The sequence below is a fragment of the Variovorax sp. GW823-FHT04B03 genome (assembly GCF_058796495.1).
On the sequence record NZ_JBXAIT010000001.1, the window covers coordinates 27,239 to 45,509 of the forward strand.

Genomic DNA, 18,271 nt, shown 5'->3' on the forward strand with positions numbered 1-18,271 from the left:
CCACAGAAAAAGGAGATGACGATGACACCCCCCAGCGAATTCCCCTCGGCCGACGGCCTGTGGACCGGCCTGCGCCTGGCGCCCGGTGCGGCGCCCGGCGTCACCTTGGCGCCCGACGCCGAAGCCGCCCTCGTGGTCGCGCAGGGCACGGTCCGCTGGGTCGGCGCGCGCGCCGATGTGCCCGCCGAATTCGCGGGGCTCGCGCCGCACGACGGCGGCGGTGCGCTCGTCACGCCCGGTCTCGTCGACTGCCACACGCACCTGGTCTACGGCGGCCAGCGCGCCAACGAGTTCGCGATGCGGCTGGCGGGTGCCACCTACGAAGAGGTGGCCAAGGCCGGCGGCGGCATCGTCTCGTCGGTGCGCGCCACGCGCGAGGCCGACGAGGACACGCTGTTCGCCCAGGCCGCCGCGCGCCTCGAGCAGCTGCTGGCCGACGGTGTCTGCGCCATCGAGATCAAGTCGGGCTACGGCCTGGCGCTCGAACACGAGCGCAAGCAGCTGCGCGTGGCGCGGCGACTGGGCGAGGCCTACGGCGTCACCGTGCGCACCACCTTCCTCGGCGCGCACGCGCTGCCGCCCGAATACGCCGGCCGCAGTGGCGACTACATCGACCTCGTCTGCAAGGAGATGCTGCCCGCGCTCGCCGCCGAAGGGCTGGTCGATGCGGTCGACGTGTTCTGCGAACGCATCGCCTTCTCGCTCGCGGAAACCGAGCAGGTCTTCCAAGCCGCCCAGGCGCTGGGCCTGCCCGTGAAGCTGCATGCCGAGCAGCTCTCCGACATGGGCGGCGCGGCGCTGGCCGCGCGCTACGGCGCGCTGTCGTGCGACCACATCGAGCACCTGTCGGCCGACGGCATCGCGGCCATGCGCCAGTCGGGCACCGTGGCCGTGCTGCTGCCCGGCGCCTACTACACGCTGCGCGACACGCACCTGCCGCCCATCGACGCGCTGCGCGCCGCGGGCGTGCCGATGGCCGTGTCGACCGACCACAACCCCGGCACCTCGCCGACGCTGAGCCTGCTGCTGATGGTCAACATGGCCTGCACGCTGTTCCGCCTCACCGTGCCCGAGGCGCTGGCCGGCGTCACCGTGCACGCCGCGCGCGCGCTGGGCCTGCAGGACACGCACGGTGCCATCGCGCCCGGCATGCCCGCCAACTTCGTGCTCTGGAACCTGCACGACGCCGCCGAGCTGGCCTACTGGTTCGGCCAGCAGCCGGTGCGCGCCGTGGTGCGCCAGGGACGCATCGCCATCGGAGCCACCGAATGACACACACGCTTTTCGCAGCCGATGCGCTGCTGCCCGCAGGCTGGACCAAGAACGTCCTGCTGTCGTGGAACGACGCCGGCCAGCTCACGCAGGTGCAGGCCGGCGCGCAACCGCCCGCGGGCGCTCAGGTGGCGACCGGCCCGGTGATCCCCGGCATGCCCAACCTGCATTCGCACGCCTTCCAGCGCGCGTTCGCGGGCCTCACCGAGCACCGCGCCGAGCAGCAGGACAGCTTCTGGAGCTGGCGCACGCTGATGTACCGCTTTGCCGCGCGCCTCGGCCCGCAGCACATGGAGGCCATCGCGACCTGGCTCTACGCCGAGATGCTCGAGGCGGGCTACACCAGTGTGTGCGAGTTCCAGTACGTGCACCACGACACCGACGGACGCCCCTACGCCGACGACGCGGCGCTGAGCCGCGCGCTGCTGCGCGCCGCGCAGAACACCGGCATCGGCTTCACGCTGCTGCCGGTGCTCTACCAGACCAGCGGCTTCGGCGACCAGCCGCCCACCGAGGGGCAGCGCCGCTTCATCCGCTCGACCGAATCGATGCTGCGCCTGCTTGACGCGCTCAAGCCCGACTGCGACGCGCAGGGCGCGCGCCTGGGCCTGGCGCCGCACTCGCTGCGCGCCGTGCCGCCCGAGGCGCTGCGCGAGGCGCTCGCCGGCCTGGACGCCATCGACCGCACCGCGCCGGTCCACATCCACATCGCCGAGCAGACGAAGGAAGTGGACGACTGCGTGGAGTGGAGCGGCCTGCGCCCGGTCGAATGGCTGCTCGACCACGCGGCCGTCGATGCGCGCTGGTGCCTCGTGCACGCCACGCACATGAACGACGCCGAGTACGAATACGCCGCCCAGAGCGGCGCGGTCGCGGGCCTGTGCCCGACCACCGAGGCCAACCTGGGCGACGGCATCTTCGACTTCGCGCGCTGGCGCAGCCACGGCGGCGCCTGGGGCGTGGGCTCCGACAGCCATGCCAGTGTCAACGCGGCCGAGGAGTTGCTGATGCTCGAGTACAGCCAGCGCCTGGGCCGGCGCCAGCGCAACGTCGGCGCCAGCGCGGCGCAGCCGCACGTGGCCACCGCGCTCACGCTCGAAGCGGTGCAGGGCGGGGCGCAGGCGTCGGGCCGCGCGGTCGGCGGGCTGGCCGCGGGGCAGCAGGCCGACTTCGTCGTGCTCGATGCCCATCACCTCGCGCTGCAGGGCCTGTCGGCACCTGACATGCTCTCGGCCCATGTGTTCGCGAGCCACCGCACCTCGGCCGTCGACGCGGTCTGGGTGGCGGGCCGCCCGCGCGTCACGGCCGGGCGCCACGCGCTGCATGGCGATGCCGCAGCCGCCTTCGTTGCCGCGCGCACCCAACTCCTCAAGGACTGAATTCCCATGGCCTTCACCACCACCGAACCGGCGTTCCGCTTCCGCCAGGGCACGCGCCCGCTGCTGATCTCGATGCCGCACGTCGGCACGCACGTGCCGCCCGCACTGGCCGCCCGCTTCACCGACGAGGCGCGCCACGTGCCCGACACCGACTGGCACCTCGAGCAGCTCTACGACTTCGCCGACGCACTCGGCGCCTCGGTGCTCGTGGCCACGCACTCGCGCTACGTGGTCGACCTGAACCGTCCGCCGGACGGCGCCAGCCTGTACCCGGGCCAGAGCGTCACCGGCCTGTGCCCGGTCGACACCTTCGATGACACGCCGGTCTACGCGAAGCCCGAAGACCACCCGTCCGACGAAGAAGTTGCCGAACGCCGCGAGGCCGTCTGGCGCCCATACCACCAGCAGCTGCAGGCCGAGCTCGATCGCCTCACGGCCGCGCACGGCACCGTCGCGCTGTGGGACGCGCACTCCATCCGCTCCGTGCTGCCGCGCTTCTTCGAAGGCAAGCTGCCCGACCTGAACCTGGGCACCGCCGACGGCAAGAGCTGCGACCCCGCGCTGGCCGCCACGCTGCGCGGCATCGCCGAATCGGCGCCGGGCTACACCGGCGTGCTCAACGGCCGCTTCAAGGGCGGCCACATCACGCGCCAGTACGGCAACCCGGCCGGCGGCGTGCACGCGGTGCAGCTGGAGATGACCCAGTCCAGCTACATGCAGGAAGCGCTGCCCTTCGACTACCTGCCCGACGTGGCCGCGGGCGTGAAGCCGCACGTGCGCCGGATGCTGGAAGCGGTGCTGGCCTTCGTCGAAGGCGGCGCCCGGTGAGCGCCGCCATCCACGCGTTCGCGCGCCCCGAGGTGCCACCGCTGCCGCCCTACAACGCGGGGCTGTCCTCGGACGCCGTGCGCGCGCGCTACGGCGTCAGCGAGATCGCGCGGCTGGCGAGCAACGAGAACCCGTACGGCCCCAGCCCCGCGGTGGCGCGGGCGCTGGTCGACCTGGCGGCGCGCGCGGGCACCTATCCCGACGCCAACTCCACGGCGCTGCGTGCCGCCATCGCGCAGCGCACCGGCGCGCAGCCCGGCGAGGTGGTGATCGGCAACGGCTCCGAGGACATCCTGCAGATGCTGTGCCAGGCGCTGCTGTCGCCGGGCGACCGCGTGCTCACGCAGCGCCCGGCCTTCGGCCTGCACGAGATCTACCCGCGCATGATGGGCGCGCAGGTCGAGCTGCTGACGCTCACGCCGGAACTCGGCTTCGACGTCGACGCCTGGTGCGCCGCGCTCGCGCGCGGGCCCAAGGTGGTGATGCTGGCCAACCCCTCGAACCCGGTCGGCTGCATGTTCGATGCGAGCGACTTCGCGCGCCTGCTCGCGGCGGTGCCCGCGGGCACGCTGCTGGTGGTGGACGAGGCCTACTACGAATATGCGCGGCTGGCGCCCGGCTACCCCGACGTGCTCGCCCTGCTGCGCGCATGGCAGGCGGCCGGCGAAGGCCGCGCCCCCTGGATCGTGCTGCGCACCTTCTCCAAGGCCTGGGGCCTGGCCGGCCTACGCGTGGGCTACGGCATTGCGTCCGACGCGGCGCTGGTGCAGCTGCTCGACCGCGTGCGCACGCCCTTCAACGTGAACCTGGCGGCGCAGGCCGCGGCGCTGGCGGCCTGGGGCGACGAGGCCTTCATGGCGCAGGCGGTGGCGCGCACCGTGCAACAGCGCGAGGCGCTGGCGGCGCAGCTGCGCGCCCTGGCCGGGTCGGTCTGGCCGGGCCTGCGCATCGCGCCTTCGGCGGCCAACTTCCTGTTCGTCGATCTCGGGCGGCCCAACGCGCCGGTCAACGAGGCCCTGCTGGCGCGCGGGATCATCGTCAAGCCCTGGAAGGAGCCGGGCTTCGAGACCTTCATCCGCGTGTCGGTGGGCACCGACGCGGACAACGCGCGCTTCGTGCAGGCGCTGGCGGAGATCGCGGGCGGGCAAGGCTGACGCCGGCAAGACCCGCCTGCGCGCCGGGCCAGACCGGGGTTTTTACAATCGCGGACATGACCAAGCCCCTCATCTATACCCGCGGCCAGGCGCTGCCGGGCATCCTCGCCAACCGCATTGCCATCCTCGACGGCGCGATGGGCACGATGATCCAGCGCTTCAAGCTCACCGAAGAGCAATACCGCGGCGAGCGCTTCAAGGACTTCGAGCGCGACGTGAAGGGCAACAACGAGCTGCTGTCGCTCACGCGCCCCGACGTCATCACCGACATCCACGAGGCCTACCTCGCGGCCGGTGCCGACCTCATCGAGACCAACACCTTCGGCGCCACCACCATCGCGCAGGAGGACTACAAGATGGCCCACCTGGCGCGCGAGATGAACCTCGAGTCGGCCAAGCTGGCGCGCGCGGCCTGCGACAAGTACAGCACGCCGGACAAGCCGCGCTTCGTGGCCGGCGCCCTCGGCCCGACCCCCAAGACGGCCAGCATCAGCCCCGACGTGAACGACCCCGGCGCGCGCAATGTCGATTTCGAATCGCTGCGCGCGGCGTACTACGAGCAGACCGAGGCGCTGGTCGAAGGCGGCGCCGACGTGATCCTGGTCGAGACCATCTTCGACACGCTCAACGCCAAGGCCGCGCTGTTCGCGGTGGACGAGTACTTCGACAACAGCGGCCAGCGCCTGCCGCTGATCATCAGCGGCACGGTGACCGACGCCTCGGGCCGCATCCTCAGCGGCCAGACCGTCACGGCCTTCTGGCACAGCGTGCGCCATGCGCAGCCGCTGGCCATCGGGCTGAACTGCGCGCTGGGCGCGACGCTGATGCGCCCCTACATCCAGGAGCTGGCGCGCGTGGCGGGCGACACCTACATCAGCTGCTACCCGAACGCCGGCCTGCCCAACCCGATGAGCGACACCGGCTTCGACGAGACGCCCGACGTCACCTCGCGCCTGCTGCACGAGTTCGCGGCCGAGGGGCTGGTGAACATCGTGGGCGGCTGCTGCGGCACGACGCCGGACCACATCGCGGCGATCGGTGCAGCGGTGGCGCCTGCGAAGGGCCGTCTCCTGAACAGCAACGGCTTCTACAAAGAAGCCGCCTGAAGCCGGGCGCCGCGCGCGCCCTCGGCTGATTGACGGCTCCCCGCCCCACGCCTACGCTGGGGCGCACAGGAGCCTCCCATGAACGCCACATCCTTCTTGCGCCGCGCTGCCTTGGGCGCGCTCGTCCTGCTGCTGCCGTTCGCGGCGGCGGCGCAGCAGGCCTTCACGCGCGGCGCGGTCAACCTGCGCGCCGGGCCCTCGGGCGACTACCCGCTGGTGGCGCGGCTCGGGCCGGGGCAGCCGGTCGACGTGGTCGGCTGCACCAGCGGCTACGGCTGGTGCGACGTGGTGCTGCCCGACGGCGGGCGCGGCTGGGTCTGGGCCAGGAACCTCGACTACGCCTACCAGCAGCAGCGCGTGCCGCTGGCCACCTACGGCGCGGTCATCGGCGTGCCGATCGTGAGCTTCGTGATCGGCAGCTACTGGGCCGACTACTACCGCGACCGCCCCTGGTACGGCGACCGGCGCTGGTGGGGCCACCGGCCCCCGCCGCCGCCGATCGCGGGTTGGCGTCCGCCGCCGCCCGTGCACCCGGGCTGGCAGCCGCGGCCCTGGCCGGGGCCTGGCGTGCGTCCGCCCCACGGACCTGGGGTCCGTCCGCCTCATGGGCCCGGGGTTCGTCCCCCGCACGGGCCGGGCATCCGGCCGCCCGTCGACCCCGGGTTCCGCCCGCCGCGACCGCAGCCGGGCTTCCGGCCCGGGCCGCCACCGGGCGTGTCGCATCCGCATCCGGGCGGCGGCCGGCCCGGTGGGGGCGGCGGGGGTGGAGGAGGGCGTCCGCACGGCGGGGGCGGTGGGCACGGCGGTGGAGGCGGGCACGGCCACGGCCACGGAAAGAATTGACCCGGCTCACACGGCCGGCGTCCCGATGCCGGCCGCCGCCTGCCGGTCGCGTGCGATCAGCGCCACGAAGCGCTGCGCGCCCAGGCCCAGCGGCCGTTCGCGCGACCACACCACGTCCACCCACAGGTCCAGCCCGTTGCTGAGGTTCTCGAACGGGATCTCGACCAGCGCGCCCGCCGCCACGTGCGGCCGCGCGAAGTTGCGCGGCAGCCAGCCCCAGCCCAGCCCGGCGGTGATCAGGCTCAGCGCGGCCAGCGCGTTGTCGGTGCGCCAGACATGCCGGGCGAACACGAAGCGCGGGTCGCTGGTGGCCAGGTCGCGCCCCGCGACCACGATCTGGCGCGTGTTCGTCAGGTGCTCCTCGCGCAGGCGCCCGCCGGCCGCCGCGCGCAGCACCGGGTGCTCGGGCGCCATCACGGCCACCATGGTGTCGCTGCCCACCTCCTGGAAGCCCTCGCGGCCGTCGAGGCTGGGGCGCTCGAACACCAGCGCCAGCTGCGCCCGGCCGCTGTGCAGCAGCGCCAGCGCATCGGCCTGCGGCGCGGCCAGCACCTCGACCTGCAGCAGAGGGTAGTCGTCGGCCAGCGCGGCGAGCGGCCCGCTCCATGGCGCCGCCAGCAGTTCGGGCGCGATGGCCAACGTGAGCCGGTCTTCCAGCCCCTGCGTGAGCGCCAGCGCCTGCACCTGCAACTGCCGCAACTGGGCCGCGAGCAGCCGCGCCTGCGGTTCGAGCGAGCGCGCAGCCGACGTGGGCTGGGGCTCGCGGCCGCTGCGGTCGAACAGCGGCAGCGCCAGCTCGGCCTCCAGGTTGGCGATGGCCATGCTCACGGCCGACGGCACCTTGCGCAGCGCCCGCGCGGCGGCCGAGAACGAGCCGTGGTCGATCACGGCCAGGAAGACCTCGACGTTGTCGCTGGAGAAAGCCATGGCGCCCCGATCTATCAATAAAACTGAAATAAGTTAACTTTTTATATCAACTAAAAGCAAATAAAGTCCCTCCATCGCAGTCAAACACACAGAGAAACAGTCATGCAGGGCCTTCAGCGTCGGATCGTTTACATCTCCCTCTACGAGGGCATCGCCATCGTGGCGGCCAGCGCCGGCCTGGCCCTGATGTCGGACGCGGGGCTTGGCCACTCGGGCCTGCTGGCGGTGGGCGCCTCGGTGATCGCGGTGATCTGGAACCTGACCTTCAACGCCCTGTTCGAGCGCTGGGAGTCGCGCCAGGCGGTGCGCGGGCGCAGCCTGAAGCGCCGCATCGCCCACGCCATCGGCTTCGAGGGCGGCCTGATCGCCTTCCTGGTGCCGATGCTGGCCTGGGGCCTGGGCGTGTCGCTCTGGCAGGCGCTGGTGATGGACCTGGGCCTGGTGGTGTTCTTCCTGGTCTACACCTTCGTCTTCAACTGGGCCTTCGACCGCGTGTTCGGCCTGCCGGCCTCGGCCATGGGCGAAGCGCAACCTGCGTAAGCCTGCGCTTACTTAGCCGATTCACTTCGCCGGCTTGGACGCGGCAGCCGAGCGCATCGCCAGGGCACCGCTCAGGCGCAGGCGCTCGTTCTCGTTGAAGAGCGTCTCGCGCAGCTGGGCCCGCTCGGCCTCGGGCGCGCTGGCGTAGCGGTCGAGCCGGGCGTTCCATTCCTGGGTTTCCTGGTCGAGCGTGGCCAGGCCGCGCGCCACCTCGTAGCCGTAGGCCTCGCTGCGCGCGGCAAAGCGCTCCTGGGGGCTGGCGCCGCGCGCCTGCAGCGCCTCGGTCTGGCGCATCACGTCCAGATGGGCCACCGCCTCCTTGCGCACCTCGCGCTGCGCCGGCGACAGCCAGGCCTGCTCGCTTTGGGCCAGCGCCGCGGCGCGCTGCTCGGGCGTGAGGTCGGGGTTGGACAGCAACTCCATCTTCTCGGCCATGAACCGGTCCTGCCGGATCTGGTCGCCGAACAGGCCTTCGATTTCCTCGGGCGCGAAGAACTGACGGCGCACCGCCTCGCGCGCCTCCAGGCTGCGGCGCAAAAAGGCCGGGTCGCCGGGCGCGGGCGGCTGCAGGGCGCGCAGGGCTTCCTGCATGTCGACGTAGCGCTCGAGCAGGCCCAGCGCGCGCACGCGCCAGTCTTCGCGCAGGCGCTGGGCGAGCAGGGCGGGCGCGCGGGCCATCAGCGTGGCCTTGCTGTCGGCCTGCGCTTCGGCAAGCACCTGGTCGAAGAGGGTGATGAGGTCGCTGGTGAGCAGGGCGTCGGGGGCCGCCGCAGCTTGCGGCACCGGGGGGGGCGCGCCGGGCACCGCGACCGCCGCCGTGGCGCGGGGCGCGGCGGCCTGCGGCGCATCGACCGCCCCGGGGCCGAGCGCCAGCCAGCCGGTCCCCGCGGCCACCAGCGCGACGGCGCCGATGGTCAAGGCCACACCGCGCATGCGCAGCGTCCTCAGAGCCCCGCGCTCTTGAGTCGCGCGGCCTGCTCCCTGAACAGCTCCGGCGGCTTCTTCTCGTAGTACGGGAACTGGCTGCCGTAGGTGTTGCCGAAGGCCTGGTTCACCTCGTCCAGGTGGTTCTGGCGGTAGTCGCCCAGGTGGGTGCCCAGGCGCGTGGTGCAGACCGCGAGCAGGCCGTCGTTGGCCTCGCCGAAGAAGAACAGGCTGCCCAGCGTCGACAGCGCCGTGTCGCTCGGGTCGAACAGGTTGAAGCTGGTCGACACGCCCGACCACGAGTAGTAGCGCACGCCGTTGGCCACGGCCGCACCGCTCTTCACGTCGCACGACGAGCCCGGCGCGGGGCGCCCCTGCGGGAACTTGGCGTCGAAGGCCGCGCCGCCTGCCGTGGTCAGCGAGGCCAGCGCGTTCAGCGGCACTTCGGGCAGCTGGCTCGGGTCCTTGCCCGAGAGAAAGCCGATCAGCCCCGTCAGCAGGCCGACGGCCTTCACCACCAGGGTCTGGCCGATGCCGCCTTCGGGCAGCTTGGCGAGCAGGTCGGCCACCTTCGAGCCGCCGTTGGCGCCGCCCACCGACGTGACCGAGGCCACCATGTCGGGTGCCACCGCCGCCACGTAGCGCACCGTGGGCGAGCCCTGCGAATGGCCGATGAGGTTGAACTTGAGCGTCGGGTTCTGCTCCAGCGCGCGGATGGTCTTGAGCTCCTGCAGCAGCTGCTCGCCGCGGATCTCGGAGGTGTTGGTGCCCGACACCTGCGCCACGTACACCTTGGCGCCCGCGGCGGCCAGCCTGCCGGGGATGTCGTAGAAGTAGTCGACGCCCAGCAGGTTGTCGAAGCCCAGCAGGCCGTGGACCAGCACGATCGGGTATTTGGTCTTCGCCGTGTCGGAGGTGACGCGGGCCTCGACGCGCGTGGCGCTGTCGCCGGCGGCGGCACGCGCTGGTGGCGCGTGAACCGCGAGGGCCGCGGCGGCCAGGAGGCCGCAGCTCAAGGCCACGGCGCGCATCGGGGTGGCTGCATGCTGCAACCGGACATTCCACTTCCTGGCCATCGGCGAACTCCCTTACGTTTGGTTAAAAACACGAACGTTCGTTCAGAAACGGTGGGCGCATTCTGTTGACACGTGCAGGAATGAAAACTGGGGTTTTCCCAGGGCGCAATCGAATCGACCTAAAATGCGCGACTTCCCAAGGAGCGTTGCAGCGGTTCGCCACAGAGGCGAATCGTCAGGCTTGGGGCGACAACGACGCTCGCCTGTCCGACTCTTCCGCAGGTGAGGCCATGTCCCAGATTCCCGCATCCGTTTCCGCTCCCGTCGCTCCCCCTCCCATGAAGCTGTCCGGCCTCGAGCCGGTCGCCATCGGCGAAGGCTCGCTGTTCGTCAACATCGGCGAGCGCACCAACGTCACCGGCTCCAAGGCCTTCGCGCGCATGATCCTCAACGGCCAGTTCGAGGACGCCCTGGCCGTCGCGCGCCAGCAGGTGGAGAACGGCGCGCAGGTGATCGACATCAACATGGACGAGGCCATGCTCGACAGCAAGGCCGCCATGGTGCGTTTCCTGAACCTCATCGCCAGCGAGCCCGACATCGCGCGCGTGCCGGTGATGGTCGACAGCTCCAAGTGGGAGGTCATCGAGGCCGGCCTGCGCTGCATCCAGGGCAAGGGCATCGTCAACTCGATCTCCATGAAGGAGGGCGTCGACAAGTTCAAGCACGAGGCCAAGCTGGTCAAGCGCTACGGCGCCGCCGCCGTGGTCATGGCCTTCGACGAGAAGGGCCAGGCCGACACCTACGCACGCAAGATCGAGATCTGCGAGCGCGCCTACCGCGTGCTGGTCGATGAAGTGGGCTTTCCGCCCGAAGACATCATCTTCGACCCGAACATCTTCGCCATCGCCACCGGCATCGAGGAGCACGACAACTACGCGGTCGACTTCATCAACGCCGTGCGCTGGATCAAAGAGAACCTGCCCGGCGCCAAGGTGTCGGGCGGCGTGAGCAACGTGAGCTTCAGCTTCCGCGGCAACGACCCGGTGCGCGAGGCCATCCACACCGTGTTCCTGTACCACGCCATCCAGGCGGGCATGGACATGGGCATCGTCAACGCCGGCATGGTCGGCGTGTACGACGACCTCGAACCCACGCTGCGCGAGCGCGTGGAAGACGTGGTGCTCAACCGCCGCCCCGACGCGGGCGAGCGCCTGGTCGAGGTGGCCGAGACCGCCAAGAGCGGCGCCAAGGACGACAGCAAGAAGCTCGAATGGCGTGGCACGCCCGAGCACCCGGTGCACGTCAACCAGCGCCTGTCGCACGCGATGGTGCACGGCATCACCGACTTCATCGTCGAAGACACCGAAGAGGCCTACCAGCAGATCCTCGCCAAGGGCGGGCGTCCGCTGCACGTGATCGAAGGCCCGCTCATGGACGGCATGAACATCGTGGGCGACCTGTTCGGCCAGGGCAAGATGTTCCTGCCGCAGGTGGTGAAGTCGGCGCGCGTGATGAAGTCGGCCGTGGCCCACCTCATTCCGTACATCGAGGAAGAAAAGCGCCAGGACGAGGCCGCGGGCCGCGACGTGCGCACCAAGGGCAAGATCATCATCGCCACCGTGAAGGGCGACGTGCACGACATCGGCAAGAACATCGTCACCGTCGTGCTCCAGTGCAACAACTTCGAAGTGGTGAACATGGGCGTGATGGTCCCGTGCCACGAAATTCTGGCGAAGGCCAAGGTCGAGGGCGCGGACATCGTGGGCCTGTCGGGCCTCATCACGCCCAGCCTCGAAGAGATGCAGTACGTGGCCGGCGAGATGCAGAAGGACGACCACTTCCGCATCAAGAAGATCCCGCTGCTCATCGGCGGCGCCACCACCAGCCGCGTGCACACCGCCGTGAAGATCGCGCCGCACTACGAGGGCCCCGTGGTCTACGTGCCCGACGCCTCGCGCAGCGTGAGCGTGGCGCAGAGCCTGCTCTCGGACCAGGCCACCGCGTACATCGACGAGATCAACGCCGACTACGAGAAGGTGCGCACGCAGCACGCCAACAAGAAGCAGGTGCCGATGTGGCCGCTGGCCAAGGCGCGCGCCAACAAGACGCCCGTCGACTTCGCGAACTTCGTGCCCACCGTGCCCAAGTTCATCGGCCGGCGCGTGTTCAAGAACTTCGACCTCACCGAGCTGGCCAAGTACATCGACTGGGGCCCGTTCTTCCAGACCTGGGACCTGGCCGGCCCGTTCCCCGCCATCCTGAAGGACGAGATCGTCGGCACCGAGGCCGTGCGCGTGTACGCCGACGGCCAGCGCATGCTCAAGCGCCTGATCGAAGGGCGCTGGCTCAGCGCCAGCGGCGTGGTCGGCTTCTGGCCCGCCAACACCGTGAACGACGACGACATTGAGCTGTACACCGACGAGACGCGCAGCGAAGTCGCGCTCACCTGGTACGGCATGCGCCAGCAGACCGAGAAGCAGATGATCGACGGCGTGATGCGCCCCAGCCGCTGCCTGGCCGACTTCGTCGCCCCCAAGGACAGCGGCGTGAAGGACTACGTCGGCGTGTTCGCCGTCACGGCCGGCCTGGGCGTCGAGAAGAAAGAGAAGTTCTTCATCGACGACCTCGACGACTACTCGGCCATCATGCTCAAGGCCCTGGCCGACCGGCTGGCCGAGGCTTTTGCCGAAGCCATGCACCACCGCGTGCGCACCGACCTGTGGGGCTACGCGCCCCACGAGGGCCTGAGCAACGACGACATGATTGCCGAGAAGTACCGCGGCATCCGCCCCGCGCCCGGCTACCCGGCCTGCCCCGACCACAGCGTGAAGGGCCCGATGTTCGACCTTCTGAACTGCGCGGACATTGGCATGACCCTGACGGAGAGCCTCGCTATGATGCCCGCCGCCAGCGTGAGCGGCTTCTACCTCGGGCACCCCGATGCGACGTACTTCAACGTCGGCAAGATCGGGCACGACCAGTTGCAGGACCAGGCCGCGCGGCGCCGCACGAGCGAAGCGGAGCTCGAGCGCCTGCTGGCGCCGAACCTTTGAACCTGCCGGCCGGTCGGCGCGACCGGCGTGACCGGCCACGGGAGTTGATATTCAGAAGCTGATCTTTGCCGCCGCGCACTACGCCCAGTTCGCGATCTTCGTGATTGCCTGCTGGGGTGCCGGCCGCGCGGTGCTCGCGCGCCTGCGCCCCCCGTCGCGCCGCGACGCCTGGCTCGAAGCGGCCATGTCGGCCGCACTCGGCGTCGGCCTTTACATCTGTGCCTTCCAGGCGCTGGCCATCTTCGGGCTCTTCCGCCGCGAGGCCACGCTCGGCCTGATCGGCGCGGGCGTCGTGGCCGCTGCGTGGCAGTGGCGCGGCTGGCGTGCCGAGGTGCGCGCGCTGCGCGCGGCCGCGCCCGCCACGCCGCCGTGGACCCGCTTCGAACGCATCGCCGCCATCGCGCTGGCGCTGGTCGCACTGCCCGCGCTGGTGGCGCCGCTCGCGCCGCCGGCCGCCTTCGACGAGCTGATGTACCACCTGCCGTATGCACGCCTCGTGGCGCAGCAGGGCACGCTGGGCATCCACGACTGGCTGCGCTACCCCTGGTTCCCCTACAACTACAACCTGCTGTACGCCGCCGCGCTGCAGGTGGGCGACGACGTGCTGCCGCACTTCCTCAACGGCCTGGCGGGCGCGCTGTCGGTGCTGATGATCTTCCGCCTGGGCATCCTGCACGCCAACCGGCTCACCGCCTGCATCGGTGCGGCCATCTGGCTGGGCATGGGCGACTACGCCAACGCGCTGATCGACATGGGCGTGGCGCTGTTCGTGCTGTCGGCCTTCGTGGCGCTGTGGTGGTGGCGCGAATCCGAACCGCTGCGTGACGGCACGCGCTGGCTCAGCCTGGCGGCGTTCTGCCTCGGCGTGGCGGCGGGCTCGAAGTACCAGGCGCTGATCTTCCTGCCGCTGGTGGCGGTGTTCGTGGTGCGCCACGAGCGTCGCGTGTGGCGGGCCTGGGCGCCCGCGCTGCTGTGCTTCCTGATCCCGTGCATCTACTGGTACGCGCGCAACGCGATCATGACGGGCGACCCCTTCAACCCGATCGGCGCGCGCGTGTTCGGCTTCACCGAATGGGTGCCGGCCGACTACGTGCAGCAGGTGGCCGACGTGCGCGATCACGCCGAGATGCCCAACGCGCTGATCTGGTCGGTGTTCCTCGCGCCCTTCAGCGTGTGGTGGAAGCGCTCCGCCGCCGTGCGCGCGGCGGGCTGGTTCTGCCTGTACTCGGTGGCCGTGTGGGTCGTGACCTCGCGCTACCCGCGCTACCTCATGGCCTCGTTCCCGCTGCTCGCCATGACGGCCGCCGTGGGCTGGCAGGTGCTGTTCGGCTGGGTCGCGGCGGGCGTGCGCCGCCTGCGCGCAGCGCCCGCTGCGGTCGCACCCGACGGTCCGCGCAGCGGCGCCGGCGTCGGCGACTGGGTCGTGGTGCTGCTGCTGGCCGTGCTGGCCGCCGTGTCGGTGGGCCAGACGGCCACCAAGGTGTCGATGATCTCGCTCACGCCCGAGTCGCGCGAGGCCTTCCTGCGCAAGCACGTGCCGGGCTACGGCGTGATGGACTACGTGCGCCGCAACGTGACCGGCCGCGTCTACCAGATCGCGCTGAACGAGGCGATCTACTACGGCCCCAACCCGATCTGGGGCGACACGCTGGGGCGCTGGCGCTACCGCGACTACCTGCTGATGTCGGCCGGCGACACGGCGCGCAAGCTGGCGGCCGAGGGCTTCACCACCGTCGTCATGTCGCCCGAGATGGTGAAAGTGCTCAGCGTGCGGCCCGGCTTCGACCAGTACTATGGCCTGCTGCACGAACAAGACGGCAGCCGCGCCTACCGACTCCTTCCGACGACCGCTCCATGACGACCGACCACCGACCCGCCCCCGTGTCCGCCATGCCGCGCATTGCCGCCGTCATTCCCTGCTTCAACGAGGCCCTGGCCATCACACAGGTGATCGAGGGCTTCCGCGCGGCCTTGCCGGGCGCCGAGATCCACGTCTTCGACAACAACTCCACCGACGACACGGCCGCCGTGGCCCGCGCGGCCGGCGCGATCGTCACGCACGTGGCCGCGCGCGGCAAGGGCAACGTGGTGCGGCGCATGTTCGCCGACGTCGAGGCCGACATCTACGTGATGGTCGACGGCGACGCCACCTACGACACCACCGCCGCGCCGCGCCTCATCGCGCGGCTGGTCGAGGGCAACCTCGACATGGTGGTCGGCAGCCGCGTGGACGACGGCCAGGACGCGCTCACCTACCGCGCCGGCCACCGCTTCGGCAACTGGCTGCTCACGGGCACCGTGGCGCAGCTCTTCGGCGGCGGCCTCACCGACATGCTCTCGGGCTACCGCGTGTTCTCGCGCCGCTACGCCAAGTCGTTCCCGGCCCTGTCGCAGGGCTTCGAGATCGAGACCGAGCTGACCGTGCACGCGCTCGAACTGCGCATGCCCTACGCCGAGGAAGCCACCGCCTACAGCACGCGCCCCGAAGGCTCGCACAGCAAGCTCTCGACCTACCGCGACGGCTGGCGCATCCTGAAGACCATCGGCAAGCTGTTCGTGAGCGAGCGGCCGCTGCAGTTCTTCTCGATCGTCGCGGCCGTGCTCGCGATCGCTGCGCTCGCGCTGGCCCTGCCGCTGTTCATGACCTACGCCCACACCGGCCTGGTGCCGCGGCTGCCCACGGCGGTGCTCGCCACCGGTGCGATGCTGGCGGCGCTGCTGTCCTTCGTCTGCGGCGTGGTGATGCACACCGTCACGCTGGGCCGGCAGGAGGCCAAGCGGCTGCGCTACCTGGCGCAGCCCTGCGTGCGCGAGAGCTTGCGCAAGAGCCTGCGCGCGCACTGACGGCGGCGCGATGAAGATCGGGCGCGAGTTCCTCTCGTTCGCCGTGGCCGGCGTGATCGGCTTCGTGGTGGACGTGACGGTGCTCTACCTGCTGGCACCGCTCTTGGGGTGGTACGGCGCGCGCGTCGTGTCGTTCCTGGCCGCCGCCACCACCACCTGGCTCTACAACCGCCGCTACACCTTCGCGGCGAGCGCGGCCGGCGCCGCCACGGGGCGTTCGGTCTGGCGCGAATACCTGGGCTACCTCACGACCATGCTGGCCGGCGCCGTGCTGAACTACGGCACCTACGTGCTCACGCTGCACTGGGTGGAAGGCCGCTGGGCCGCCGCGCTCGGCGTGGCGCTGGGCAGCATCGCGGGCCTGGGCGCCAACTTTCTCTCGGCGCGCTACCTGGTCTTCCGCTCGCACCGCAGCGGCGGCTGAGGCCGCCGCCGGGCGCGTGCACTCAGGTTCAGTGCCCGCCCGACACCACCACCGGGATCTCGGTGGCCGGCGGCGTGTTGCGGCTGCGGCCGCAGCGCACGAGGCCGTCGATCATCACCATGCCCACGCCCGGGATGTCGCCCAGCTGCACGCTTTCGAGCAGACCCGGCGCGGGTGAATGCTGGGCACGGTCCATGAACACGAAGTCGGCCGCGCGGCCCACCTCGATCAGGCCGCAGTTGAGCTTGCGGATCTTCGCCGTGTTGCCGGTGGCGAAGCAGAACACCAGCTCGGCCGGAATGTTCGCGATCGACGACAGCATCGCCACCATGCGCAGGATGCCCAGCGGCTGCACGCCCGAGCCCGCGGGCCCGTCGGTGCCCAGGATCACGCGGTGCGGGCACTTCAGTTCGAGCGCGGCCTTGGCCGCCGCGATGGCGACCTTCTCGTTGCCGTTGTGCACGATCTCGATGGCGCGCGTGCTCTTCTCGCACAGCTCGCACACATGCGCCTCGGGCAGCGAGGTGTGGCCGCCGTTGATGTGGCCGATGATGTCGGCGTCGGCTTCGAGCACCACGTCCTTGTCGATCAGGCCCGAGCCCGGGATCGACGGGCCGCCCGTGTGGATCGTGCTCTGGATGCCGTACTTGCGCGCCCAGGCCACCATCTCCTTGGCTTCGTAGCCGGCCTTCACCGAGCCCAGGCCCACTTCGCCCAAGAGGCCCACGCCGGCTTCGGCGAGTTCCTTGAAGTCGCTCTCGACCATGCCCTTTTCGATCACCGGTGCGCCGGCGAGCACCTTCACGCCGCCGGGGCGGAAGTTGTCGAAGGCGCGCTGCGCGGTGATGGCCAACGCCTTCAGGCCGACGATGTCTTTCGGTCGGCCGGGCAGGTGCACCTCGCCAGCGGAAATCATGGTGGTCACGCCGCCGTGCATGGTGGAGTCGATCCAGCCGATCTGGCCCTGGCGCGGCGTCCAGTCGCCGAACACCGGGTGCACGTGGCTGTCGATGAGGCCGGGTGCGACGCAGGTCTTGCGCGCATCGATGACGGTGACGGCGCCTTCGAGGTCGCAGTCTTTCTCCTTGCCGACCGCCACGATCAGGCCGTCGTTCACCACCAGGGTGTCGGCGTCGAGGATGGGCTTGTCGATGTCGCCCGAGAGCAGCAGCCCGATGTTCTTTATGACGACCTTGCCCGACTTTGCGCCGGCTGCGATTTCTGCCATTTCGTGGTGTCCTCGTCGTGGGGTGGGGAGTTGTTGTCTTGTTCCTGGATGTCGTCCGCGCGCACGGTGCGCAGCAGGGTCTCGATGACGAAATCTTCCCAGTGCGCGACGGCTTCCGGCGACTCCAGCGGCTCGCCGAGGAAGGCCGTGAGCGTGTGCCGGTTCGAGGTGTAGAAATAGCCGGTGGACGCGATCAGCAGGTAGATGTCGCGCGCCACGAGGTCGGTGCGGAACAGGCCCTGGGCCGCGCCGCTGGCAAGGATTTCCGAAATGATGGCCACCGCCCGCGACGAGTACTCGCGCGCCCGCAGCGACTTCGAGATGTGCCGGCCCTTGTGCAGGTTCTCGGTGTTCAGCAGGGTGACGAACTCGGGGTTCTTGCGGTAGTAGCCGAGCACGAAGCGGATGACTTCGGTGAGCGCTTCCACGGGCCGCGAGGCGTCGAGCGCAATGGCGGCTTCGGCATCGTCCATGCGCTGGTAGATGCCTTCGAGCACCGCGATGAACAGGCCCTCTTTGCTGCCGAAGTAGTAGTAGATCATCCGGTCGTACGACTTGGCGGCCTTGGAGATCTTCTCCACGCTGCCGCCGTCGTAGCCGTACTTGGCGAACACCTTGGTCGCCGCCTTGAGGATGCTGTCGCGCGTGGCCTGGGCCGCGGCCTCGCGCACGCCGGTGCGGCGCTGGGGCTTGGGCTTGCTGACGGAGCGGGAGTCGGCCATCGTGCGCGCAG

At 70.5% G+C, this 18,271-nt stretch carries 16 protein-coding genes and 1 riboswitch; of the genes, 11 read left to right on the top strand and 5 right to left on the bottom strand.

From position 1 onward, the window contains the following. Positions 1-15 precede the first annotated feature (15 nt). From hutI to AC1RAD_RS00145, 6 genes are all read left to right on the top strand, one after another. Positions 16-1,272, top strand: coding sequence for an imidazolonepropionase (hutI, locus tag AC1RAD_RS00120; RefSeq protein ID WP_492733274.1), 1,257 nt, complete (start codon positions 16-18; stop codon positions 1,270-1,272). Further along, the gene (locus AC1RAD_RS00125; protein WP_492733276.1) at positions 1,269-2,651 is read left to right on the top strand and encodes a formimidoylglutamate deiminase; all 1,383 of its coding nucleotides are present in this window, start codon (positions 1,269-1,271) and stop codon (positions 2,649-2,651) included. The genes hutI and AC1RAD_RS00125 overlap by 4 nt, the downstream gene beginning before the upstream one ends. 6 nt (positions 2,652-2,657) lie before the next feature. Further along, on the top strand, positions 2,658-3,479 hold the full coding sequence (gene hutG / locus AC1RAD_RS00130) for an N-formylglutamate deformylase (protein ID WP_062482294.1): 822 nt from the start codon (positions 2,658-2,660) through the stop codon (positions 3,477-3,479). Continuing rightward, positions 3,476-4,633, top strand: coding sequence for a histidinol-phosphate transaminase (locus AC1RAD_RS00135; RefSeq protein WP_492733278.1), 1,158 nt, complete (start codon positions 3,476-3,478; stop codon positions 4,631-4,633). The genes hutG and AC1RAD_RS00135 overlap by 4 nt, the downstream gene beginning before the upstream one ends. Before the next feature lie 56 nt (positions 4,634-4,689). Further along, positions 4,690-5,739, top strand: coding sequence for a homocysteine S-methyltransferase family protein (locus AC1RAD_RS00140; RefSeq protein WP_070064057.1), 1,050 nt, complete (start codon positions 4,690-4,692; stop codon positions 5,737-5,739). Positions 5,740-5,817: 78 nt separating this feature from the next. Beyond that, positions 5,818-6,582 (top strand): SH3 domain-containing protein, encoded by a 765-nt coding sequence (locus AC1RAD_RS00145; protein ID WP_492733280.1) that lies wholly within the window; start codon positions 5,818-5,820, stop codon positions 6,580-6,582. Between the two features lie 6 nt (positions 6,583-6,588). On the opposite strand, the gene AC1RAD_RS00150 is transcribed toward AC1RAD_RS00145, so the two are convergent. Beyond that, a complete protein-coding gene (locus AC1RAD_RS00150; RefSeq protein ID WP_062474000.1) occupies positions 6,589-7,509 on the bottom strand; it encodes a LysR family transcriptional regulator in 921 nt (306 codons plus the stop codon). A 102-nt stretch (positions 7,510-7,611) separates the two neighbouring features. On the opposite strand from AC1RAD_RS00150, the gene AC1RAD_RS00155 reads away from it, so the two are divergent. Then, positions 7,612-8,049 (top strand): PACE efflux transporter, encoded by a 438-nt coding sequence (locus tag AC1RAD_RS00155; protein ID WP_062473998.1) that lies wholly within the window; start codon positions 7,612-7,614, stop codon positions 8,047-8,049. 21 nt (positions 8,050-8,070) lie between these two features. On the opposite strand, the gene AC1RAD_RS00160 is transcribed toward AC1RAD_RS00155, so the two are convergent. Beyond that, complete coding sequence (locus AC1RAD_RS00160; RefSeq protein WP_492733282.1) at positions 8,071-8,982, bottom strand: lipase secretion chaperone; 912 nt, start codon at positions 8,980-8,982, stop codon at positions 8,071-8,073. 11 nt (positions 8,983-8,993) lie between these two features. Continuing rightward, positions 8,994-10,049: an esterase/lipase family protein gene (locus tag AC1RAD_RS00165; protein ID WP_235926910.1), complete on the bottom strand. Its 1,056-nt coding sequence runs from the start codon at positions 10,047-10,049 to the stop codon at positions 8,994-8,996. 132 nt (positions 10,050-10,181) lie between these two features. After that, positions 10,182-10,257: riboswitch (S-adenosyl-L-homocysteine riboswitch) on the top strand. 22 nt (positions 10,258-10,279) lie between these two features. Here AC1RAD_RS00165 and metH point away from each other — a divergent pair. From metH to AC1RAD_RS00185, 4 genes are all read left to right on the top strand, one after another. Beyond that, a complete protein-coding gene (gene metH, locus AC1RAD_RS00170) occupies positions 10,280-13,042 on the top strand; it encodes a methionine synthase (protein ID WP_307589746.1) in 2,763 nt (920 codons plus the stop codon). 100 nt (positions 13,043-13,142) lie between these two features. Beyond that, on the top strand, positions 13,143-14,900 hold the full coding sequence (locus AC1RAD_RS00175; RefSeq protein ID WP_492733286.1) for an ArnT family glycosyltransferase: 1,758 nt from the start codon (positions 13,143-13,145) through the stop codon (positions 14,898-14,900). After that, positions 14,897-15,886, top strand: coding sequence for a glycosyltransferase family 2 protein (locus AC1RAD_RS00180; protein ID WP_062473993.1), 990 nt, complete (start codon positions 14,897-14,899; stop codon positions 15,884-15,886). The genes AC1RAD_RS00175 and AC1RAD_RS00180 overlap by 4 nt, the downstream gene beginning before the upstream one ends. 10 nt (positions 15,887-15,896) lie before the next feature. Continuing rightward, on the top strand, positions 15,897-16,310 hold the full coding sequence (locus AC1RAD_RS00185) for a GtrA family protein (RefSeq protein WP_070063556.1): 414 nt from the start codon (positions 15,897-15,899) through the stop codon (positions 16,308-16,310). 28 nt (positions 16,311-16,338) lie between these two features. Here the strand turns inward: AC1RAD_RS00185 and AC1RAD_RS00190 are convergent, their stop codons facing one another. Beyond that, positions 16,339-17,538: an amidohydrolase family protein gene (locus AC1RAD_RS00190; RefSeq protein ID WP_139703382.1), complete on the bottom strand. Its 1,200-nt coding sequence runs from the start codon at positions 17,536-17,538 to the stop codon at positions 16,339-16,341. Further along, a complete protein-coding gene (locus tag AC1RAD_RS00195; RefSeq protein ID WP_095743155.1) occupies positions 17,493-18,260 on the bottom strand; it encodes a TetR/AcrR family transcriptional regulator in 768 nt (255 codons plus the stop codon). Before AC1RAD_RS00195 ends, AC1RAD_RS00190 begins: the two co-directional genes overlap by 46 nt. Between the last annotated feature and the right edge of the window lie 11 nt (positions 18,261-18,271).